Source organism: Microcoleus sp. S36a_B3, from assembly GCF_036700745.1.
Taxonomy (GTDB): Bacteria; Cyanobacteriota; Cyanobacteriia; order Cyanobacteriales; family Microcoleaceae; genus Microcoleus.
On sequence record NZ_JAUBPN010000020.1, the window covers coordinates 13925 to 35976 of the forward strand.

The 22052-nt window shown below is 45.5% G+C and carries 16 protein-coding genes; 12 read left to right on the top strand and 4 right to left on the bottom strand.

What is annotated here, in order from left to right; genetic code table 11:
* The first annotated feature begins 339 nt into the window (after nt 1–339).
* Complete coding sequence (locus QUA01_RS19855; RefSeq protein ID WP_333090209.1) at nt 340–1041, top strand: polysaccharide deacetylase family protein; 702 nt, start codon at nt 340–342, stop codon at nt 1039–1041.
* Between the two features lie 35 nt (nt 1042–1076).
* On the opposite strand, the gene QUA01_RS19860 is transcribed toward QUA01_RS19855, so the two are convergent.
* Nucleotides 1077–2267, bottom strand: coding sequence for an RNA-guided endonuclease InsQ/TnpB family protein (locus QUA01_RS19860; RefSeq protein WP_333090206.1), 1191 nt, complete (start codon nt 2265–2267; stop codon nt 1077–1079).
* Nucleotides 2268–2634: 367 nt separating this feature from the next.
* Nucleotides 2635–3843 carry a lipid-A-disaccharide synthase-related protein gene (locus QUA01_RS19865; protein ID WP_333090204.1) on the bottom strand — a complete coding sequence of 403 codons (1209 nt, stop codon included), beginning with the start codon at nt 3841–3843 and terminating at the stop codon, nt 2635–2637.
* 110 nt (nt 3844–3953) lie between these two features.
* Here QUA01_RS19865 and QUA01_RS19870 point away from each other — a divergent pair, with 110 nt between their 5' ends.
* From QUA01_RS19870 to cydB, 8 genes are all read left to right on the top strand, one after another.
* On the top strand, nt 3954–5117 hold the full coding sequence (locus tag QUA01_RS19870) for a GuaB3 family IMP dehydrogenase-related protein (RefSeq protein WP_333090202.1): 1164 nt from the start codon (nt 3954–3956) through the stop codon (nt 5115–5117).
* Nucleotides 5118–5342: 225 nt separating this feature from the next.
* A complete protein-coding gene (locus QUA01_RS19875) occupies nt 5343–5477 on the top strand; it encodes a hypothetical protein (RefSeq protein ID WP_333090199.1) in 135 nt (44 codons plus the stop codon).
* 204 nt (nt 5478–5681) lie between these two features.
* Nucleotides 5682–6005 carry a thioredoxin gene (trxA, locus tag QUA01_RS19880; RefSeq protein WP_194011591.1) on the top strand — a complete coding sequence of 108 codons (324 nt, stop codon included), beginning with the start codon at nt 5682–5684 and terminating at the stop codon, nt 6003–6005.
* A 322-nt stretch (nt 6006–6327) separates the two neighbouring features.
* On the top strand, nt 6328–7389 hold the full coding sequence (locus QUA01_RS19885; RefSeq protein ID WP_333090195.1) for an LOG family protein: 1062 nt from the start codon (nt 6328–6330) through the stop codon (nt 7387–7389).
* Between the two features lie 383 nt (nt 7390–7772).
* Complete coding sequence (locus tag QUA01_RS19890) at nt 7773–8978, top strand: urease accessory protein UreH domain-containing protein (protein ID WP_333090193.1); 1206 nt, start codon at nt 7773–7775, stop codon at nt 8976–8978.
* Entirely contained in the window at nt 8953–9426 is a 474-nt protein-coding gene (locus QUA01_RS19895; RefSeq protein ID WP_333090190.1) for a hypothetical protein, read from the top strand. Before QUA01_RS19890 ends, QUA01_RS19895 begins: the two co-directional genes overlap by 26 nt.
* A 328-nt stretch (nt 9427–9754) precedes the next feature.
* A complete protein-coding gene (locus QUA01_RS19900; RefSeq protein WP_333090187.1) occupies nt 9755–11197 on the top strand; it encodes a cytochrome ubiquinol oxidase subunit I in 1443 nt (480 codons plus the stop codon).
* An 8-nt stretch (nt 11198–11205) separates the two neighbouring features.
* Nucleotides 11206–12216: a cytochrome d ubiquinol oxidase subunit II gene (cydB, locus tag QUA01_RS19905; RefSeq protein ID WP_333090185.1), complete on the top strand. Its 1011-nt coding sequence runs from the start codon at nt 11206–11208 to the stop codon at nt 12214–12216.
* Nucleotides 12217–12254: 38 nt separating this feature from the next.
* Here the strand turns inward: cydB and QUA01_RS19910 are convergent, their stop codons facing one another.
* Nucleotides 12255–13451: an MbnH family di-heme enzyme gene (locus QUA01_RS19910; RefSeq protein ID WP_333090183.1), complete on the bottom strand. Its 1197-nt coding sequence runs from the start codon at nt 13449–13451 to the stop codon at nt 12255–12257.
* 143 nt (nt 13452–13594) lie between these two features.
* Complete coding sequence (locus QUA01_RS19915; protein WP_333090180.1) at nt 13595–14545, bottom strand: MbnP family copper-binding protein; 951 nt, start codon at nt 14543–14545, stop codon at nt 13595–13597.
* Between the two features lie 211 nt (nt 14546–14756).
* Between QUA01_RS19915 and QUA01_RS19920 the strand changes: the two genes are divergently transcribed.
* From QUA01_RS19920 to QUA01_RS19930, 3 genes are all read left to right on the top strand, one after another.
* Nucleotides 14757–15179 carry a BlaI/MecI/CopY family transcriptional regulator gene (locus QUA01_RS19920; protein ID WP_333090177.1) on the top strand — a complete coding sequence of 141 codons (423 nt, stop codon included), beginning with the start codon at nt 14757–14759 and terminating at the stop codon, nt 15177–15179.
* Nucleotides 15179–16018, top strand: coding sequence for a M56 family metallopeptidase (locus QUA01_RS19925; protein ID WP_333090175.1), 840 nt, complete (start codon nt 15179–15181; stop codon nt 16016–16018). The genes QUA01_RS19920 and QUA01_RS19925 overlap by 1 nt, the downstream gene beginning before the upstream one ends.
* Nucleotides 16019–16616: 598 nt before the next feature.
* Nucleotides 16617–21992, top strand: coding sequence for a trifunctional serine/threonine-protein kinase/ATP-binding protein/sensor histidine kinase (locus tag QUA01_RS19930; RefSeq protein WP_333090168.1), 5376 nt, complete (start codon nt 16617–16619; stop codon nt 21990–21992).
* Nucleotides 21993–22052: the final 60 nt, after the last annotated feature.

A 22052-nucleotide genomic window follows, 5' to 3' on the forward strand; every position in this document is an offset into this window, starting at 1 on the left:
GCTATGGCTCGGTCTAATTCTCCCCCTTCTCGGAACACAGAAGCTTTAGAGGTGAGTGCTTTGGGTTTTAGGCTCGCTTGTCTACCTCTGCTTAATGCCAGTTTGTCCCAAAAATGCTCCAGCCTACCCGCGATTTAAGCCCATACAGAATAAGTCATTTTTCAATTCTTTAATCTCAAACTTGTACCCTCGCGACTTGTGAGCCAGCGTCTTGTCTTGAGCGAAGCCGAAGGGAGCCGAAGCAAGCCGAAGTATCTCCAATCATTTCATGCCATCCGTTGCAATTTGTGGTAATCTGTCTGCAATCCACTTTAATGCTCGATCGAGCCTTGTCTAGCTATGCGAATAGGTAAAAATTTACAAAAGTTTCTGCTGTTCACGATAGCATTAGTCTTTGCAGCATCGCTGCTGATTAAAGTTACTAAATTTAACAATTATTTCGGTTTTAACCGCGCCGATACCGGAGAAAAAGTTGTTGCCCTTACCTACGACGACGGCCCTTTTCCTCCGTATACAAATCAGCTTTTAGATATTTTAGACCGCTATCAAATTAAAGCAACTTTTTTTGAAGTCGGTCGCAATATTGAGAAACATCCAGAAATCGTGCCAATGATTGTGGCGAGGGGAAATGAGTTGGGAAACCATTCCTACTCTCACAAAGATATGATGTTTAAACCCCAGCCACATTTGGTTTCTGAGATCGAAAAAACTGACAAGCTTTTGCAGAAAAATGGGGTGAAGCAGGACAGTATTAATTTTCGGCCGCCTTGGGGACGGAGATTTATAGGTTTGTCTTATTTGGTTTCCCAAATGCACAAAAAATTGATTATGTGGGATGTGGATTCTCAAGATTATGAGAAAACTCACACGGTAGATGATATTGCAAATCAGGTGATTAATAATGTGCGACCGGGTTCGATTGTGGTGATGCACGACGGCGGGGGCGATCGCTCGAAAACGGTAGCAGCTACTGAGATAATTGTCAAGACTTTGCAGTCGAAAGGTTACTCGTTTAAGACAGTTTCGGAGTTGCTGAATTGACACTCTCCGGCGTGAACGCACGGAGATTCTTTAATCTACGAGCCGACTTGCTGAGGCAGGATTTCTCCAGCGACAGTAGAGGTCAACTCTCCTAAAGCGTTGCTTGGCTCAAGACCAAAGGTTCCGATATGCCCTATCGTACCCAATCCCCGACTTAGGATGTTTCTAGCTGCATTTTCGTCACGAGCTAAAATACAACCGCACTTACAAACGTGCGTTCTTGTAGATAGCGTTTTCTTGACAATTACACCACAGCTAGAGCATTCTTGGCTGGTATATTGCGGATTTACCGCCACCGTCACGCGCTCAAACACTTTTCCGAAGTATTCAAGCCAAACACGAAATTGATACCAAGAAGCGTCGTTAATAGACTTGGCTAAGCAATGATTTTTCACCATGTTTTTGATTCTCAAATCTTCGTAGACGACTACATCGTTTGATGAGATTACGCACCTTGCAAGTTTTATTGCATGGTCTTTGCGCTGTCTACTTATTTTGAGGTGGCGTTTGCCTAGAATCTGCCTAGCCTTGCCCCTGTTATTTGAACCTTTAACTTTTCTGGATACGCGGCGTTGAGCGCGTTTAAGAACTTGATCACCTTTGATCAGAAACCTCGGATTTTCCACCGTAGTTCCGTTCGAGTCGGTGTAATATTCTTTCAAACCTACGTCTAATCCGATTGTAGTACCATTCGGTTCTGTGTTTTCTTTTCTGTTAACATCCACACAGAATTGGATGTACACGCCATCAGCACGTTTAACCAATCTTACCCTTTTTATTTGATTGATTTGGTAGAAGTGCAGGTCGCGTGTACCTTTGAGCTTTAATTTCCCAATCCCTTTTTTGTCGGTAAAAGTTATCGATTTTCTATCATCTGCAAGCTTCCATCCTGACGTTTTGTATTCCACGGAACGACAATCTTTCTGAAAATTGGGATATCCTTTTTTACCTGGGACATTCTTCTTGCAGTTGTCGTAAAACCGGGAGATAGCAGACCATGCTCGCTCTGCGCTCGATTGTCGAGCCATTGAGTTTAGTTCCGAGGCAAAAGGAAAGTCGCGAGCCAGTACAGCGCAGTATTTATTCAAGTCGTGCCGACTCACTTTTTTATGATCCATCCAATATCGCAAACAGCTATTGCGGATGAATTGAGCGGTACGAATTGCTTCATCTACTGCGTTGTACTGATTCTGCTTGCCGTTTGATTTAAACTCAAAAACTAACATGGCTTTACCTCCCGCTTTTATCTTATATCGTTTGACGTAAGATTGTTCGATCAGTCAAAAAAATTTACAATGATGAAACAGGAAGCTTACGCTTGAGGCTAAAGCCTCCCGCGACCTTTCATCCCCGGAATGAAGTCACAGGGTTTTCAGCTTGTTTATTATAATAGAGGATTTGATTAAACCGCAGAGGACGCAGAGGACGCTGAGAAAGAAAAGAGAATTGAATGATGCTGATGCTAACTGATACCAAAGTGCAGACGCGGCTTCAACCGCCGAATCGTCTCAGGCGAGAACATTTGTCACAGTTTGTAGAAATGACAAGAATTCGGTTGTGGAGGTTTTATGCGTGCAGGATTGTGGTAACAATTTATTTTAGATATTTTGCGATGTAATTAGCAATTTTGAGGCTGCCTCCTGGTGCGCCCATTCTTTCTAAGCCATTTTTTACGCAATTTTCTAAATATTTTTTGTCTTGAAATGTGCGCTCGACTGAAGCGGCAGCTTCTTTAATAATGTCAAGTGTTGCTGTTTCTGTGCCAATAACTTGTACGGAACCACCTAAAAGCCGACTTTGAGCCTCTGCAAACCGATAGGTAAATGATGGGCCGTTTCCGGGGATGGTAATTACGGGTTTCCCTAAGCCTACTGCTTGTTCGATCGCACTTCCTGTCATCCCGATTACTAAATTCGACTGCTGCACAATGTCGGCGAAAGTATCTGAATAACAAATTACTTCCACGGTTTGTGCTTCTTCGCTACCCTGCTGTTTGATTCCTGGAAAAGTTAGCTTTCCTTCTCGGTGCAGCCATCCGGCTTGTGCTGCAATATTATCTAATTCGAGCATTAGACTCGGAACTAATGCGGCCCGAAACTGCACCGATTGCGAAGCAGTGGCAGCAATTTCTTTGACTAATTCCAGCAGCAAAATTAGGTTGTCGCTGGCTTCGGGGAGGCGCGAACCGGGGAGAAGCGCGATCGTCCTAACTCCGGCTTTTAACTGCAAATCTTTGCCTGCAGGACTGAGGTTGTCCATGACAGGATTGCCGACAAATATGGCTTTCTCGAAACCCTGTCGGTTTAAGTCCGCAGCAGTCAATGCGTCCCTCGTGAAAATAGCTAGACATTGCTCGGAGGAAAGCAAATAATTCAAGAGGAAACCCAAATCGGCTAGCCCTTCGTAATAAGTAGAATGAGCTGACAGAAAAATTATATAGGGCCGACCTGTGGCATGGGCGAACCCCGCCGCGACAATATCTCCAGTCGTCACTACCAAATCGCAGCACGGAGAATGCTTCCTAGTAGCCTTGAGTTGCTGTAAAGTCAAACGAACTAGCCCCGCCCTCACATCTTTGAGGAAAAACAGGGGATTCATGTAAAAAACTCCGCCAGATGGCATGGGACTTGTGGGCCCGATAATTGGTACGCCCGATCGCCCGTAAGCAGCCCCGTCGCCTACAATCGGTATCGCAGCCACGTCAACATCCGCGCCTGATGCTCTCAAAGCTTGGACTATTTGACAGTTGATCGCATCTTCTCCGTGGCCGTTGCTGATAAAAAGTATTTCCTGGGATTCCATAGAGTCAGAATTAGTGCCGAACTTTTTTTAACACACTCGCGCGATCGCTACCCTCAAGCAGGCTACGATTTTGTTAATCTAATTTAAATACATTGTGGAAGTGAAACAGCGTGAATATTGAAATTGGGCGGGGCAAAAGCGCTCGCCGAGCTTACGGCATAGATGAAATCGCGCTGGTACCGGGACAGCGCACTCTCGATCCGAGTTTGGCAGATACCAAGTGGCAGATTGGCGGGATCGATCGAGAAATCCCAATCATTGCTAGCGCCATGGATGGAGTAGTCGATGTGCGGATGGCCATTTTGCTGTCGGAATTGGGAGCAATGGGCGTTCTCAACCTAGAAGGAATTCAAACGCGCTATGCCGACCCCCAACCAATTTTAGAGCGGATCGCTTCTGTTGGGAACCACGAATTTGTTTCCCTGATGCAGCAACTCTATGCAGAACCCATTAAGCCCGAATTAATCGAGCTCAGAATTAAAGAAATTAAAGCTGGAGGAGGGATTGCTGCTGTCAGCGGTACACCTGCTGCCGCGAGCAAATACGGCCAGGCGGTTGCTAAATCGGGAGCAGATATATTTTTTGTGCAAGCGACTGTAGTCTCGACGGCTTTTCTTTCCCCTGAGTCGATCGCCTCCTTAGACTTGACCCAGTTCTGTCAAGAGATGCCAATACCCGTAATTTTGGGCAACTGCGTGACCTACGAAGTCGCCATGAATTTAATGAAAACTGGCGCTGCAGGCATTCTCGTGGGCATCGGGCCGGGGGCTGCTTGCACGTCTCGGGGCGTATTGGGTGTCGGTGTTCCTCAAGCCACAGCGGTAGCAGACTGCGCCGCCGCGCGGGACGACTACTATCGCGAAACTGGCAAATATGTGTCGGTGATTGCTGACGGCGGTTTAATTACCGGCGGCGATATCTGCAAGTGCATTGCTTGCGGTGCCGATGGAGTGATGATTGGTTCGCCCTTTGCTAGGGCTGCTGAAGCTCCAGGCCGGGGCTTCCACTGGGGGATGGCGACTCCGAGCCCGGTTTTGCCGCGGGGTACTCGGATTCGTGTCGGGACTACGGGTACTGCGGAGCAAATTTTGCGGGGGCCTGCGCTGCTAGATGATGGTACGCACAACTTGCTCGGAGCTCTCAAAACTAGCATGGGAACTCTGGGTGCGAAAAATATTAAGGAGATGCAGCAAGTGGAAGTGGTGATTGCTCCTTCTCTGCTGACTGAGGGTAAAGTCTATCAAAAAGCTCAGCAGTTGGGCATGGGTAAGTAGATTTACCGATCGAATTCCAGGATATCTTGACAAAATTTGTTCAAGAGTCTCAAAATTTACAGAATTTTTGTGGAATTATCCAAAAGGAGATGTCACAATAGAGGAAGCGGAGACAAAAGTTTCCGTTCACTCCTCACACCACACTCCGCCCGGACTACTGTTCGGGCGGTTCCTTTTTTAGTGCCGGCGCTCTTGTTTGCTTACTGGCTAAGGGGTTAAGGCTGTTTGCTCCCAATTTTGGGGGAGATTGGGGAGGGCTGTTCTGATGTCCGATCGATTACCATCACCAAAATGGCGGCCGGAGGCGAAGCCACCCTCGTATTTGGGATGCTACGGGATTTGATGACTTTTCAGTTTTGAGCGAAAAAAGTATTTTTCATGCTCGGTTTTGCTCGATCGCCCCAGCACGAATGTCTTGCGCCCTTAACATCAATCCGTTCAATCGGTTACATCCGTTACAACATTGGTTGCCAAACTTCGTTCTGTTAAAATCGGTCATGCAAGTGGTAACACTATTTGCTAAACTTGTTAACAAAGAAATAGTATTTACAAGGATGGCTAGGGATGTCAGCAGCCGCGCAAGTAACCGACTCTACCTTTAAGCAGGAAGTGCTCGATAGCGAAGTTCCAGTTCTAGTGGATTTTTGGGCTCCTTGGTGCGGGCCCTGTCGCATGGTGGCACCCGTCGTAGAGGAAATTGCCAACCAATATGAAGGGCAAGTGAAGGTAGTAAAAGTTAATACCGACGAAAACCCTAACGTCGCCAGCCAATACGGTATCCGCAGCATTCCGACGCTGATGATATTTAAGGGCGGTCAGCGGGTTGATATGGTGGTTGGGGCAGTTCCGAAAACTACTCTGGCCAACACTCTGGAAAAGTACATTTAACCCAACATATTGCACCATTGCCAATAAGTTTTTCAAGAGCGGGTTGCTGAAACTGCCCACCCCACAAGAAATTCGATATCTCGCTTAACAGGGCATACAGCCTGTTAAGCGAGAATGGTGCAAAAAGTAAGTTTCGCCCAACTCCGAGCAGTGTGGCACTGTTTTTTTGGGCAGCGAAAGCCGCAGCTTCAGAACGGGGGCAAAGCTAGTAGAAAAGTTATTAGTTGTCAGCAGGGCAATTTGCTGGTGGCTATTAACTTCTAAATTTGGCTTGCCCCTTAATTTTTTTTAGCAATAAATTGTTACCATTTCAGAAAAGTTCATGGTTCCTTCAAGTCAAGGTTTTGAGTCCCTCCAAGCTGATGCGCTCGATTTAATCGATCGCCTACCAATGTTGAAGCACTCAGAGTGGATCGAACGATCGCTCTCGACTATAGTGCAAATGGCAGGAGAGGAGCTCGATCGCCTGGACTGGAAAATTATCTCGTCGTCTCTGCGAGATATGGAAAAAGCTTTCTCCCTGTTTTATCCTTACCTCCACGTTCGCAAAATCGCGATTTTTGGTTCGGCGAGGGTATCCCCAAAATCGCCGGAATATTTGATAGCGAGAGATTTTGCACGGGCGATCGCCCAGCAGGGATTTATGGTGATTACTGGCGGCGGCGGCGGAATCATGCAGGCGGCGAATGAGGGGGCGACTGCTGAACGTTCTTTCGGGCTCAACATTCAGTTACCTTTCGAGCAAGATTCCAATCCTTTTATTGCCGGCGACTCCAAGTTGCTCAATTTTAAATATTTCTTCACTCGCAAGTTATTTTTTCTGCGGGAAAGCGATGCTTTAGCTTTGTTTCCGGGCGGTTTCGGCACTCTCGACGAGGCTTTTGAGTGTCTGACTTTGACTCAAACCGGCAAATTCGGGCCTGCTCCTGTAATATTGATCGATCGACCCGGAGGAGATTACTGGCTTGATTGGAATAATTTTGTGCAAAAACAATTGGGTGGCCGGGGTTTGATTTCTGCTGACGATCGCAGTCTCTACACGATTACAGACGATGTAAATGTAGCTTGCGAGGCGATCGCAAGTTTTTATCTAGTTTATCACTCCTGCCGCTACGTGCGCGAACAACTGGTAATTCGCTTAAAAACTGAGCTTTCTGAGGAAAATGTCGATCGGCTAAATACTGATTTTAGCGATATTGTTGTCACCGGAAAAATCGCAAAAAGTCAAGCTTTGGCTCCAGAAATAGGAGATCCAACTTTCGATCTACCGCGCCTGACTTTGCATTTCAACCAGCGGAATTTGGGGCGGCTTTATCAGCTAATTGCTGCTATCAATCAAATGGGTTCAGCTTCGCCGGCGGCCGCGCATCCAGAACAAAAATAATTATTAGTCAGTAGTCAGTAGTCAGTAGTCAGTAGTTATTGGTCAGTAGTTATTAGTTATTGGTTATTGGTTATTGGTTGTTAGTCATTAGTCATTTTAGCTGCTCGCGAAGTTGAAGGCTAGTGATTAGTGATTAGTCAATATAGCGGTTATCACAAAAGTACAGTTATAACATTTTTCTAAAAATGTGCTGATGAAGTCTTAGTCCCCCAAAGCATCGGGGGGGTTGGGGGGTGTAATATCTAGCGCTACTTTATGAAATTGTTATTAGAAGTTTGACAGCCTGTCTTTTGACAAAAGCGATCGACTGAGAGCAAAATTTGTACGAGGTCAAAAAATATTGTCAATATCTCGATCGCCTTATTTAGGGAAAAACCAGCAAAATGCTAGACCTGCTGCTAATTAGCACTTTGGGATTTCTCGGCAGTTTCGGTCACTGCGCGGGAATGTGTGGCCCGCTGACAGTGGCGTTTTCTCTCTCCAATTCCCGCAACGAAAAATTAGCGACTTTCCGCTTTCATTTGCTGCTGAATTTAGGGAGAATTGCGGCCTACGCTGTGGTTGGTGCCGCCATTGGCGGACTGGGTTCAGCGTTAATTGCTGGCGGACAAATGGCCGGTACCGGTAGCGGATTGCGGCGGGCGATCGCACTTCTGACAGGTACAATGCTGGTTTGGTTCGGAGTAGTCCAAATCAAACCGGGTTTGCTGCCCAGATTACCACTGTTGCACCCAATGTCGCACGATCGAGTCGCACAAGCCATGAACAAGCTTTCGACGGAAAAAAAATGGTGGGTGCCCGTGGCTTTGGGCTTGCTTTGGGGTTTAATTCCCTGCGGTTTCCTCTACGCCGCCCAGATTAAAGCCGCCCAAACGGGAAATCCGGTTTTGGGTGCGGCGACGATGTTGGCTTTTGGACTGGGAACCCTACCAACCATGCTGGGAGTAGGTTTTTTTGCCGGCAGGTTGAGCGCTGACAAACAAAGTCAACTGTTTCGGATGGGCGGATGGGTGACAATTTCGATCGGGATTCTTACCTTGCTGCGAACCGACGAAATGGTCGATTTTACAGGCCACGCAGCGCTGCTGTGCTTGATGCTAGCACTGTTGGCGCGTCCCGTTAGCAAGTTTTTGCCGGCACTGCTGCGTTACCGGCGCGCTTTGGGTGTGGGTGCGATCGCGATCGCCCTTGCCCACACCTTTCATATGTTGGATCATACGCTGAAATGGAATTTTGATGCCGTGTCTTTCATGTTGCCGCAACATCAGTTGGGAATCCTAGCTGGGATGACGGCGCTGCTGTTAATGGTACCTGCAGCGGTAACAAGTGTCGATCGCCTTCAACATTATTTAGGCAAACTGTGGCGGCGAATTCACCTGTTAACCGTCCCCGCTTTTTTGCTGTCCGCCATCCACGCAGCCCTCATCGGTTCCCACTATCTCGGCGGCTTTGAATGGAAGTTGCACAATCAACTGCTGACCGCCGTTTTAGCCGTAGTTGCAGTGTTAGTTTTGTGCGTGCGATCGCGCTTATTTTGGTCAATTTTATCACTGGAGAATTTCTATGTTTCGCCTGTCAAACCAAAATAAAATTTTGGGAATATTAGTTTTTTTAGGATTGCTAATTGAAGCAGCAATTCCCACAGCCCCACACTTGAATGCAACTTCAGTTTTTGCCCACGAAGTCGAAGTTTCCGGCGATGTTGCTGCTACCTTTCACCTAGAACCCAACCACAACCCCCGCGCCGGAGAAACCGCCAGAGTTTGGTTTTCCCTGACTCGCAGGGGCGGTCAAATTATCCCACTAGAGCAGTGTAACTGCAAATTAGCAGTTTATCCCAAACAGCACAAAGAGGGGGACAAGCCCCTGATGCAGCCGCCTTTAAAAGCAGTATCTGCGGAGAAATATCAAGGCATTCCGGGCACCGATATCGTATTTCCAAAAGCTGGTATTTACGAACTTGAATTGAGCGGAACAGCCAAAAACAAAGCTAATTTTAAACCATTTAAATTTAATTATACTGTCACGGTTCGCTAAGATCGTCTTTCCATCACCGAACATAAATCTTGTAGGGGCGGGTAAACCTGCCAATAAACGCCTAAAACCCACAATCTCATAAACCCGCCCCCACCCAACCTTCGGTAATATCATATACGCTCTTCATCAGAATTATTCGTCTCTCTCTTCTCTTCTCTTCTCTTTCTCTGCGTTATCTGCGGTTAAATCATTCGGATCAAATCTGTATAAAACCTTAAAAATTGCCAACCCTACAAAATATCACAAATTTTTACATTACATTATAACCAGCGTCAATTCTGGAAATTGTTCAAACTAACCTCTCTTGAACTGACTAAAGGATATAACAATGGATATCTTATCAAACACCGTCGCGCTATCGCGGATGCAATTTGCGCTAACGGCAATATTCCATATGCTATGGCCAGTTCTGACTACTGGAATGGGAATTTATCTAGTAATTGTTGAAGGAATGTGGCTAAAAACTCGCAATCCTGACTACTACCACCACGCTCGTTTTTGGTCGAAACTCTACGTCCTCAACTTCGGCATTGGCGTAGCTTCCGGGATTCCGATGGAATTTCAATTTGGCACGAACTGGGCCCCATTTTCGGAAGCTGTTGGTGACTTTTTTGGCAGCATTTTAGGCTTTGAAGCTTCAATGGCATTTATGCTAGAAGCAGGCTTTTTAGGAATTATGCTATTTGGTTGGGAGCGCGTTCACCCGATCGTCCATTATTTCGCTACAATCATGGTAGCCTTCGGCGCAAACCTTTCCACAGTCTGGATTTTAGTCGCCAACTCTTGGCTGCAAACTCCAGCGGGCGGAGAAATGGTCAACGGCAAATTTATTGTCAGCGATTACTTTCAAGCAATTATGAACCCCTTCGCATTAAACAGCATTTTGCATATGTTTTTTGCGACGTTAGAAACTTCACTGTTTGTAATTGGCGGCATTAGCGCTTGGTACATTCTTAACAAGCGCAACCAAGCCTTTTTTTCCAAATCATTAAAAATTGCCATAGCCACAGCCATCGCCGTTGCACCTTTGCAGATATTCATCGGACATTTGAGCGCCGAACAAGTTTATCGCTATCAACCCACTAAATTAGCTGCGATTGAAGCTAAGTGGGAAACCTCCCCAGCCGGAGAGTCAGCCGATTGGACTTTGCTGGCTTTACCTAACGAAAAAGCTCAAAAAAATGACTGGGAAATTAAGATTCCCAATGGCTTAGGATACGTTCTGGAATTCAAGCAAAAACTATCCGAACCAGTTCTCGGCTTAAAAGAATGGAAGCCCGAAGATAGACCCCGGATGGTGGGTTTAATCTACTATTCTTTCCGCATCATGTCCGGGATTGGATTCTTCTTTCTAGGATTGATGCTATTCAGTATAATTCAGTGGCTGCGAGGCAAACTTTCTCCCGAAAATATTAGCAATCAAGCTTGGCTGATGCGCGCTTGGGTATTAGCTGCGCCGCTGGGATATATTGCTGTAGAATCCGGTTGGATAGTGCGCTGTGTCGGCCGACAGCCCTGGGTTTTATACGGGCAAATTCGCACTGCTGATGGTGTATCGGCAATCCCCGCTAGCAATGTTTTAACTTCCCTCACTTTCTTTGCAGTTATTTACAGCTTTTTGTTTGTTTGTGCCTTGTATTTCGGCAGCAGAATTATCCGCAAAGGGCCGAATTTAAATCTACCGGTGCCGGGATTAGAGAATGAACCCGCCATCGAAACTCAACCCGCAGAACATATTCCCAATCAACGTCCAGCAGAAGCACAACAATAGGAGATTTTATGCAAGCTTTGGAGCATTTTCTCCCGCAAGTTTGGTTTGTAGTCTTGGCTCTATTTCTACTCCTTTACATCATGCTAGACGGTTTTGATTTGGGAGTTGGAATCTTGTCTTTGACTGCTGACGATGAGGAACGCAGGGGCATTTTAATGACCAGTCTGGGCAACGTTTGGGATGCTAACGAAACTTGGCTGGTTTTAATGGGAGGCGCTTTGTTTGGGGCGTTTCCCCTCGCTTACGGCACGATTTTAACTGCTTTGTACATACCGATTTGCATGATGCTTTTTGGTTTGATATTTCGGGCTGTCGCCTTTGAATTTCGGGAGCATTCTAACCGGAAAAAATTTTGGAATTATGCTTTTGGGGTCGGCAGTTTTTTGGCTGCTTTAGCTCAAGGATTTGCCCTCGGTGCGGTGCTTGAAGGCATTGCGGTGGATGAGGCCGGGCATTTTGTGGGGACAACTTGGGATTGGCTGGATTGGCGATCGATCTTGGTAGCTTTGACGCTGGTTCAAGGCTATGTTTTGATCGGTTCCACCTATCTAATTATGAAGACTGACGGAGAACTGCAAACAAATCACTATCGCACTGCTAAAATTGCGGCGGTGACGACTTTAATCGGAGCAGTTTTAATTACAATTGCCACTCCGATTTTTTACGAAAGTGCTAGATCCAGGTTGTTCGAGAAACCGCTAGTTTATGTATTTGTGGCGATTCCTTTGGTGGGATTGCTGCTGGTGGGAATGCTGCTAAAAAGTTTGGCAAAAAAAGAAGAGAAAACGCCGTTTGTGTGGACTATATTAATTTTTTTGCTAAGTTTTATCGGCTTGGGATTAATTGTTTTTCCCTACATTATTCCGACCAAAATTACGATTTACCAAGCCGCAGCTTCCCCCAGCGCCCTGGTGTTTATGATTGTGTTCATTGGCTTTTTGATCCCGATCATGATTTTTTACAACATCTACAATTACATTGTATTTCGGGGTAAGGTTACTGGCGGCTACGGCGAATAAAATAGGTTCGTAGTGAGGGCCGAAATCCTCCTAGAATTTTAATGATTAAAGTCTTCACTACGAACGAATGGGTGGCTAAAAGCAGAATTTGTGATAAATCTTTCATCGGTTAAACTGTGCAAAAAAGCCAACAAATCGCGCTGTTCTTGCGCGTTGAGTTTGAAGCCAGAAACAAAGTTACTTTTGAGCGGATTTTCGCTACCTATTCCCGCCAATTCTCCTTTTTTAATAGTTCTGCCGCCCGCTTTGTAGTGGCCGATAACTTCGGGCAAGGTTTTGATACTTCCGTCGTGCATATAAGGCGCTGTCAAAGCAATATTTCGCAGGGTTGGTGCTTTGAATTTGCCCATGTCCGAGGGTTCGCTGGTGATTTCGTATACTCCAGTATTGTTGGGCGGATAAGCGCCTTTGCCGTCAAGATTGTACAATCCTGTATTGTGAAAAGCTATTTCTTTGAAAGCTAGGCGATCGTGCATAATAGAATCTGAGAAGTTTAGTCCGCCGTGGCAGTGAAAGCATTCTAAACGTTCGCTGTTAAATAATTCTTCGCCCCGCTTGGCTGAAGCTGAAATCGCGCCGGAGTCGCCGCTGTAGCGGTATCTGTCGTAGGGAGAAGTCAGGGAAATTAAAGTGCGTTCAAAAGAGGCGATCGCCTTTGCTAAGTTGCTAATATCAATAGGATTGGGTTGTTGACTAAAAGCTGCCGCAAACATTTTTTGGTATTGCGAATCCGATCGCAATATTAGCAAAAGTTCCTCTTCTTTACCAACCATTCCCATTTCTACGGGATGTTCGCCAAACAAAGGTACTAATAGCTGAGATTCGAGTTTATTTTGTAGCGGGTTTGCCCAAGTCAGCACGGCATTGTAGCCAATGTTAGCTAAACTCATAGCATTGCGCGGGTGTTTTTCTCCGGTTGCGCCGACTCCTAGCGTTTTTCCGTCGGTAAAAGCTTTGGCTTGAATGTGACAGGAAGCGCAGGAAAATTTTCCTGTGATTGACAGGCGTTTTTCATAGAAAAGATGCCTGCCTAATTCGACTTTTTCTTGGCTGATTGGGTTGTCGGCTGGTACAATTGGTTTTGGTATTCCAGCGGGAATGTTCCAATTGTAAGTTGGAGGCGGTGCAGTGGCTAAACTAAAATTTGGCTGGGATAATACTGCACTCAAACTAATTGCTAGCAATCCCGAAAAAATGCCGATCGCACTTAAACTTAGCAGTCGATTTCCCTTCATGTAAATAATTAAACAACGGTCGGTTGCAACTAGATCGAATTCGCTAGGTTGATGATAATATCTCAGCCCAAGCGTGGGTACGGGTGATAGGATTTGTATTAGAGACTTTGGCAAACCCGCCCCTAGAGAAATCAATATCTATTTTACTGAATTTTAAAGAAAGTTTGTCCCCCAGCAGGTTGATCTCCAAATGGCAAACCTAAGTTTTTCATAATTCCGGCGCAGTCGCCGTCCTTCGGTTCCGACATACATCCGGGCGGAGTATTGGCTTGATTTGCTGTTAAATTAGTTTGAGAAACTAGGGAGTTCAAGTCAGCAATTACTGTATTTTTAGTTGAATCAAAGTTGCTAAAAATTACTTTTGATTTGTTAGGATTGGCACAGCTAGTCGGCTTTTGATTGTTGCCTTCAGCTTTGCATCCCGTGCTACCTAAATGAATCATAAAACCGTGCAATCCGCCACCGTGACTGCTGCCGTGATTGCCTGCGTTGTGAGCAATTTGGCTGCTTTCTGTGCCTGATTTACCGTCGGGGTTTTTGTCAGCCATGTGATTTTTCATGTCAATCCTCAGAAATTTGTATCCGCCGCGCCAGTTCCACCACAGGGATGTTAAATTGAGGGGAGAAGCTGCTAGACTTGCGTCTTCGTGATTGAGGGTAAAAGGTACGCCGAGGGTGAATTGCAGGCCTTTGTAGTTGCCTTTGGGTATTGTGCCGATTACTCGATCGCGAATTTCGACTGTTCCGTTAGCGCAATCACCGGATTTATTTTCAAAGTCTAGCAAAGCCACATTTTGATGCTGCCATTTGCCGTCTTGTTTTAGAGTCAGCGGTACAGCTTTGCCACTACCGTCAATTAAAGCAACTTCGGATACATAAAAGCGGAAATCTGTAGGTGTAACGGTAGCAGCCGAAGTGCCTAAATTGCTGTAGCTTTCGCCACAGTTAAAAGATTTTTCGCCTACCGTTGCGCTAAATTTAATTTCGATTTCTTGAGTTTCTGCGGCTGTGGCTTGATGCCTGTCAATCACCAAAAAGCTGCCCAAAATAGCTGCGCCTGCCAAGGTTGAGGCCAAGATTAGTTGTTTTTTCATTTAGGGATACTTAAAATACTAACTCAGGTAATTCCGGCCTGATTTTTACACTTTTTGCTGCAACTGTCAAATGACGGCTTGTCAAACTTATAAATAGCAAAGTGATTAAGCCTTTCTAAAGAAACAGTCGATAAAAAGCCTTAATGATGTATTGTCGATCGATAATTAATTACCTTATCCCTAAAATCTCAAACCTCAAATCTAAAATTACATGAATCCTCTGCCGAATTATCGCCCCAAGCAACTTTCTCTCGGCCCTTTGGAGGCTGAGATTTTAAATATAGTTTGGGAGCTAGAAATTGCTACAGTCAAAGACGTGCACGATCGCATTTTAGCCGATCCGGATCGCGAATTAGCCTACGCTTCAGTAACAACAGTGCTGCGCCGCTTGACAGAGAAGGGTTGGCTGGCCTGCGACAAAACAGAACGGACGTTCGCTTGGCAACCTTTAGTTTCTTGCGAAGAAGCCCGATCGCTGTTTGCTTACGATCGCTTGCAGAAGTTTCTAGCAGTTGGCAATCCCGATATTGTAGCAGCATTTGCCGACAGCCTCGACCAAGCAACAGTCGAACAATTACAAGAAATTTCCCTTCGCATTCAAGCTGTCCGCCAAGCCCGGGAGGAGCAAAAATAATGCACTTAATCCTGATTGTTACCGCGTTGGTTGCAGCTTGTTTTTTGAGAATTAGATGGTCTGTTCCTCAAGGAAATTGGGCCCGTCGCTGGCAGCGATCGCTCTTATTTTTCTTATTTCCTCCGCTGCTGTTGCTCGCGACAGCTACAGCAGTTGTTGTTATGGGAACTCAGGGACAAATGGTAAGATTGTGGGACGGATGGTTTAGCTATTTGCTAGCTGTAACTTTTTTGAACGTAGCTACAATTTTGTGGGTCAAGTTAGCGACAGATGGCTATCTATTTTTAAAGCAAATTCGCACTTTTCCTCAGAAAAAAATAGCCGGAATTAATGTCAAAATTATCAACACGCCAGCTTTTTTTTCTGCTATAATTGGTTTTTGGAAAACCGAATTTGTAGTCAGTACGGGATTGTTAAAAACCCTAGACTCAGCTCACCTGCAAGCAGTAATTGCTCACGAACAAGCCCACTACTATTATCGCGATACGTTCTGGTTTTTTTGGTTGGGATGGCTGCGAAAAATTACTGTGTGGCTGCCGAATACACAAGCTTTGTGGGAAGAGTTATTAACGCTGCGGGAATTGCGGGCTGATGCCAAGGCGGCGGCGGGAGTGGATGGTTTATTGTTAGCAGAAGCTTTGCTGTTAGTGGCGAGTTATCCGCACCGAAATTTTGATGTAGATTGCGTGGTTGGTGCTGTCGGTTCGCAAAATAGATTGGGAGAGAGGATAGAGGCGCTGTTGGCAGAGCCTGAATTAGTTTTAAAGGTGAATAAGTGGTTTTTTGGTTGGCTAATTTTAACACTTTTGCCTTTGTTGACGGTGCCGTTTCACAGTTGATTGATACCAAACCTGGGTTTTGGATACCCCTCGATCGACCAGTCAATCTTCGGCGGACGAAAGTTTGACTTGCTGCTTGAAACCGTCCCCGTCATAACTCAATAAGCGATTGTTAAGCTGTTAATTCCCGGAGAGATCCCTCGCATCTGCATGATTGTCGGGGGATGAAAGAGCAACTTCTTGTCCGCACCTTGATTAGGGAGGCTAGGGGGGATTTGTCTGGGAGCATCTCATATTTATAAAAACACTTCTTGTGACTCCTTCTTTCTTCCTCTTTCCTCCTGTCTCCTGTCTCCTGTCTCCTGCCTCCTGCTATCCGGGAGCATCTCATATTTATAAAAACACTTCTTCTAGCTCCTTGCTTCTTCTTCTTCTTTCCTCCTGTCTCAAAACTCCAATTTCTAGCTTAGCTGCTTTCCGACAGAGATGCTCTCTCAGACTATCTTGATAGAGCGTCATCTTTTTATTCAAAAGTTAAAAAGCATAAAAACGGTAGAGCTTGTAGGCTGGGGATTTCGCAGTTTTATTTTTCTCAGACTAGATCAATAAAAGTGTATAATTAGTTACAAGAGTCAATGTCTGAGATGGGGTAATCCAGATGAGTGCAGCAGTGGATTTGACGAAGCGAGTTTCAGGATATCATCTGGTTGAGCAATTATACTGTGGTTCCAGAACCCTAGTTTTTCGAGCCATTCGAGAAACAGATCGGCTGCCGGTTGTCATTAAACTATTAAATCGAGACTATCCCAGTTTCAGCGAACTGCTGCAATTCCGCAACCAGTACACCATCGCCAAAAATCTACGTCTGCCGGGAGTCGTTGAACCATACAATTTAGAGTCTTATCGCCACAGCTATGCCCTCGTGATGGAGGATTTTGGTGGCATTTCCCTACGAGACTACGCCCAAGAACGGAAGCTGACTCTAGCAGAAATCTTAGAAATTGCCATTCAAATAACTGACATTCTTGACGGACTGTACCGAAACAGAGTCATTCACAAAGATATTAAGCCAGCTAACGTCCTAATACATCCCGAAACTAAACAAATTAAACTCATAGACTTTAGCATCGCCTCCCTACTTCCAAGAGAAACTCAAGAAATTCAACATCCCAACGTTTTAGAAGGAACCCTCGCCTATATTTCTCCCGAACAAACCGGACGTATGAACCGAGGCATAGACTACCGCACCGACTTTTATTCTCTGGGAGCGACTTTTTACGAACTGCTGACAGGAAAACTGCCATTTGAATGTGACGATCCCATGGAGTTGGTTCACTGCCATATTGCCAAAAAACCTCCTTCAATCAACACGGAAGAAATCCCGCAGGTAGTGTCGGATCTTGTGATGAAGTTGATGGCAAAAAATGCCGAACAGCGCTATCAAAGTGCCTTGGGATTGAAGAATGACTTAGAACGATGTTTGCAGCAGTGGCAAGAAACTGGGAACATTGAGACTTTTGAGTTAGGAACGCGGGATGTATGCGATCGCTTCCTGATTCCCGAAAAACTCTATGGTCGAGAAACCGAAGTACAAACCCTGTTGAATGCCTTCGATCGCGTCGCAAATGGCACATCAGAATTAATGCTAGTCGCTGGGTTCTCCGGAATTGGGAAAACGGCTGTAGTCAACGAGGTACATAAACCGATTGTCCGGCAACGCGGCTATTTCATCAAAGGCAAATTCGACCAGTTTAACCGCAACATTCCCTTCTCGGCATTTGTCCAAGCCTTCCGCGATTTTATGGCACAGTTACTCAGTGAAAGTGATGCCAAAATCCAAGAATGGAAAACTCAAATTCTCGAAGCGCTCGGTGACAGCGGACAAGTCATTATTGAAGTCATTCCCGAACTAGAACTGATTATTGGATCACAACCCCCAACCCCTGAATTATCGGGGATGGCTGCTCAAAATCTTTTTAATTTGCTCTTCCACAAATTCATTGCTGTCTTCACCACAAAAGAGCATCCATTGGTGATATTTTTGGATGACTTACAATGGGCGGATTCGGCATCGCTGAAGTTAATGCAATTGCTCGTCAATGAGTCGCAATTGGGTTATCTGTTGCTGCTGGGAGCCTATCGGGATAATGAAGTATCACCAGGCCATCCCCTGATGTTGACCCTAGATGAAGTGAGGAAAGCAGGAACCACACTCAACACTATTACATTAGCACCGCTGGATAAAATCAGTTTAAATCAATTGGTAGCGGATACGCTAGTTTGTCATCCTGATTTGGCACAAACGCTGACCGAATTTGTCTATCAAAAAACTCAAGGAAACCCATTTTTTACGACGCAGTTTCTCAAAGCATTGCATCAGGATGAATTGATTACTTTTGAGATGCAATCGGGACATTGGCAGTGCGATATTAGCAAAGTGAGAGAGGCAGCGCTCACTGATGATGTGGTGCTATTTATGGGGCAGCAGTTGCAAAAAATGCCAGCAACAACTCAGTCAGTTTTAAAATTAGCTGCTTGTATTGGCAACCAGTTCGATCTGGCAACATTGGCAATTGTTTCCGAGAGTTCTGAGACTGAAACCGCAACCGCATTGTGGAAAGCTTTACAGGAAGAGCTGATTATTCCCCAAAGTGAAGTTTATAAATTTTATGTAGGCGCTCAACAGGCGATTTCTGAAGCGACTTCTCAAACCGTTGCCTATCGTTTCTTGCACGATCGCGTTCAGCAAGCTGCTTATTCTTTGATTCCCGAAGGAGAACGCGCGATCGCCCATTATCAAATCGGGCAACTACTCCTGCAACAAATTTCACCAGAAGCCAGAGAAGAACGCATTTTTGAATTAGTCAATCAGTTGAACTACGGAACCATACTGGTTGTAGAACAACAGGAAAGGCAGGAACTCGCCCAACTCAACCTCACTGCTTGCCACAAAGCCAGAGCCGCCACTGCCTATCAAGCCGCTCGCGAATATGCCACAGTGGGCCTGCAACTGCTGGGAACAGACGCTTGGGAACGGCATTACGAAATGACCCTATCCCTGCACGACTTAGCTGCCGAGGTGGCTTTCTTGGCGGGCGATTTTGAGCAGATGCACAAGTGGATTGAAGCGGTGATTCATCATGCGAAAACACCTTTAGAACAGGTGCAAGTTTACCAAGTTAAAATTCAGGCATTGGTCGCCCATAATAAATTTGTCGAGGCGATCGCGATCGGTCAATCCGTCTTCCAAATGTTAGGCGTAAACCTACCAAATGAACCAACCCTAGACGATATTCGGCAGTTGAAGGAAGAAATTGATGTCTTAATTGAAGGTCGCTCTATTGAATCATTCTTTGATCTGCCGAAAATGAGTGACCCTCAGCAATTAGCCATTATGCAAAATGCGGCTCGCCTAACACCCGTCTGTTATATGTCCGGCACCAAGCTTTATTTCCTGGTGGTGGCGCTGCAGGTTAAGTTGTCCATCCAATTCGGCAATAGTCCGGTTTCAGCTTTTTGCTACGTGGGTTACGCCTTCCAACTGAGGATGCTGTGGGGCGACATGACAATGGTGCCTCAGTTTGGGCAATTAGGATATCAACTCGCCTTAGAACCCGATGCCAAAAACATTCGAGCTGCAACCGCCATGTTAATGGGGGCATATGTGGGTTGTTGGACAATCCATCTGCAAGAAACGCTGCCTATTCTTCTCGATGGCTATCAAGCTGGATTAGAAACAGGCAATCTAGAATTTATGGGCTACGACGCTCAGTTGTACTGTTTCAATGCTTATTGGTACGGTCAACCGCTGGCTGAACTCGAACCGCAAATTCAGGCTTATTACCAACAGTTGTGCGACCTCAACCAATTGACGGCAGCAAACTGTGTGTTGGCGTACTGGCAGGCGGCTCAAATTCTCTTGGGTGAGTCAGAGGAAGAGATTCCCCTACGTCAGGATTTATACGAAGAAAAAGTCTTGGATGAGGCCAAAGTCGATTTTTACCGACTATCCTTCTTCTACTTGTATCGATTCACCTTGGATTACTGGTTGGAAAACTTTCCTAAAGCAGAACACGATGCCGCTCAAACGCGACATTACTTGGCTGGAGGGATGGGAAGTATTGTTGAACCGATCTTCTATTTCTATGATTCTCTGAACGTGCTGGCGACTCCTGGTGAATCGATGTCTGAGTCAGAGCCGCGATGGCAGCGAATGCTAGAAAATCAAGCCAAGCTAAAAGACTGGGCAGATTATGGCCCCATGAATTACTTGCACAAATATCATTTAGTTGAAGCCCAAAAGTATCAACTCCTCAATTGCAAAACAGAAGCTCTAGAATTTTATGATTTAGCAATTCAAGGAGCTAAGGAAAACGGTTATATTCAAGAGGAAGGGTTGGCAAACGAACTCGCGGCCAAATTCTACTGGGAATGGGGTAAAGAAAAAGTGGCTGCCAGCTATATGCAGGAAGCATATTACTGTTATGCCCGTTGGGGTGCACTCGCCAAGGTTCAAGACTTAGAACAACGCTATCCGCAGTTACTTCATCCCATCCTGAATCAGCCCCAACTTCGCTTTAATCCTCTAGAGACGCTGGCAACGATTAGCCACTCTTCGCAGACTTCCAGTAATAGCAGCACCAGTATTTCCGAGGCCCTTGATTTCGCATCTATTGTGCAAGCTGCTCAAGCTTTATCCAGTAAAATTCAGATTGATGAATTGCTCACCACCCTCAACCAAATTATTTTAAAAACTTCGGGCGCAGAAACTTGTGCTTTGCTACTCCCCCATCAGGATGAATGGCAAATCCGGGCAATAACTCACATCAATCCAGATAACGAGTTACCCACAACCTTACTGCAAACCCAACCTCTAGATGGCTCGGCGGTGATTCCGCTCAAGCTAGTTTATTATGTCAAAAATACCCTGCAAACTGTCGTTATTGAAGGCGGTAAGACCGATATTCCGGGTTTAATGAATGACTGTATGCTCCAGTATCAGTCTCAGAGTATGCTGTGTACTCCGATTCTCGATCGCGGGAACTTAGTTGCGATACTTTATCTCGAACATAGCTCGACAAAAGGAGTGTTTACTCGCGATCGTCTCCTCGTCCTCAACTTCCTCTGCACTCAGGCTGCCATTTCCTTAGAAAATGCGCGATTGTATCAGCAAGCGCAGGACTACGCCCATCAGGTGGAACAATCACAACTGCAATTAGTGCAGAGCGAAAAAATGTCGGCGTTGGGGAATTTAGTGGCCGGGGTTGCCCATGAAATTAATAATCCAGTTGGATTTATTTCTGGCAATATTCATGAAGCGATCGCCGCCGTCAAAGATATTACAGAATACTTGCAACTCTATAAAGAAAAATTTCCCAGTCCGGGTGAGGAGATTGAAGAAAAAGCTGAAGAGAGCGATATCGAATATCTCTTAGAAGATTTACCCAAAATGTTGAATTCGATGCAAATCGGGTGCGATCGCATTCAAGGTATCAGCACCAGTCTCCGCACCTTTTCCCGAGCTGACAAAGATTACAAAGTTCCTTTCAATCTTCATGACGGAATTAACAGTACGATTTTGATTCTCAAACACAGATTGAAAGCGAACGAACAGCGTCCAGCGATTGAAGTTGTGAAAGAGTACGGGAACTTGCCATCAGTTGATTGCTTCCCCGGACAATTAAATCAGGTGTTTATGAATATATTAGCTAATGCCATTGATGCACTGGAAGAATCAAATCGGGAAGCGAGTTTAGAGAAGATTAAAGCCCCAGCCAAGTGCATCACGATTCGCACAGAAAGACAGTCTAAGGAGTGGGTTACAATTCGCATTTCTGACAACGGGCTAGGGATATCAGATGAGATAAAAGGTCATATTTTTGACAACTTATTTACAACTAAAGGTGTGGGGAAAGGCACGGGATTAGGTTTGGCGATCGCACGGCAGATTGTAGTTGAGAAACACGGTGGTACAATCGAGGTAAATTCTGTATTAGGAGAAGGGACAGAGTTTACGATCTCATTTCCATGTTGATTATTACCTTGGTAATTTATAGCCAATTTTGGGATTTTTCTTGAAAAGTGAAATTATTTT

Excerpts from the sequence above, each read along its gene's own strand:
- QUA01_RS19855 (WP_333090209.1), top strand. The coding sequence starts at position 340 with ATGCGAATAGGTAAAAATTTACAAAAGTTTCTGCTGTTCACGATAGCA.
- QUA01_RS19860 (WP_333090206.1), bottom strand. The coding sequence starts at position 2,267 with ATGTTAGTTTTTGAGTTTAAATCAAACGGCAAGCAGAATCAGTACAAC.
- QUA01_RS19865 (WP_333090204.1), bottom strand. The coding sequence starts at position 3,843 with ATGGAATCCCAGGAAATACTTTTTATCAGCAACGGCCACGGAGAAGAT.
- trxA (WP_194011591.1), top strand. The coding sequence starts at position 5,682 with ATGTCAGCAGCCGCGCAAGTAACCGACTCTACCTTTAAGCAGGAAGTG.
- QUA01_RS19885 (WP_333090195.1), top strand. The coding sequence starts at position 6,328 with ATGGTTCCTTCAAGTCAAGGTTTTGAGTCCCTCCAAGCTGATGCGCTC.
- QUA01_RS19890 (WP_333090193.1), top strand. The coding sequence starts at position 7,773 with ATGCTAGACCTGCTGCTAATTAGCACTTTGGGATTTCTCGGCAGTTTC.
- QUA01_RS19895 (WP_333090190.1), top strand. The coding sequence starts at position 8,953 with ATGTTTCGCCTGTCAAACCAAAATAAAATTTTGGGAATATTAGTTTTT.
- QUA01_RS19900 (WP_333090187.1), top strand. The coding sequence starts at position 9,755 with ATGGATATCTTATCAAACACCGTCGCGCTATCGCGGATGCAATTTGCG.
- cydB (WP_333090185.1), top strand. The coding sequence starts at position 11,206 with ATGCAAGCTTTGGAGCATTTTCTCCCGCAAGTTTGGTTTGTAGTCTTG.
- QUA01_RS19910 (WP_333090183.1), bottom strand. The coding sequence starts at position 13,451 with ATGAAGGGAAATCGACTGCTAAGTTTAAGTGCGATCGGCATTTTTTCG.
- QUA01_RS19915 (WP_333090180.1), bottom strand. The coding sequence starts at position 14,545 with ATGAAAAAACAACTAATCTTGGCCTCAACCTTGGCAGGCGCAGCTATT.
- QUA01_RS19920 (WP_333090177.1), top strand. The coding sequence starts at position 14,757 with ATGAATCCTCTGCCGAATTATCGCCCCAAGCAACTTTCTCTCGGCCCT.
- QUA01_RS19925 (WP_333090175.1), top strand. The coding sequence starts at position 15,179 with ATGCACTTAATCCTGATTGTTACCGCGTTGGTTGCAGCTTGTTTTTTG.
- QUA01_RS19930 (WP_333090168.1), top strand. The coding sequence starts at position 16,617 with ATGAGTGCAGCAGTGGATTTGACGAAGCGAGTTTCAGGATATCATCTG.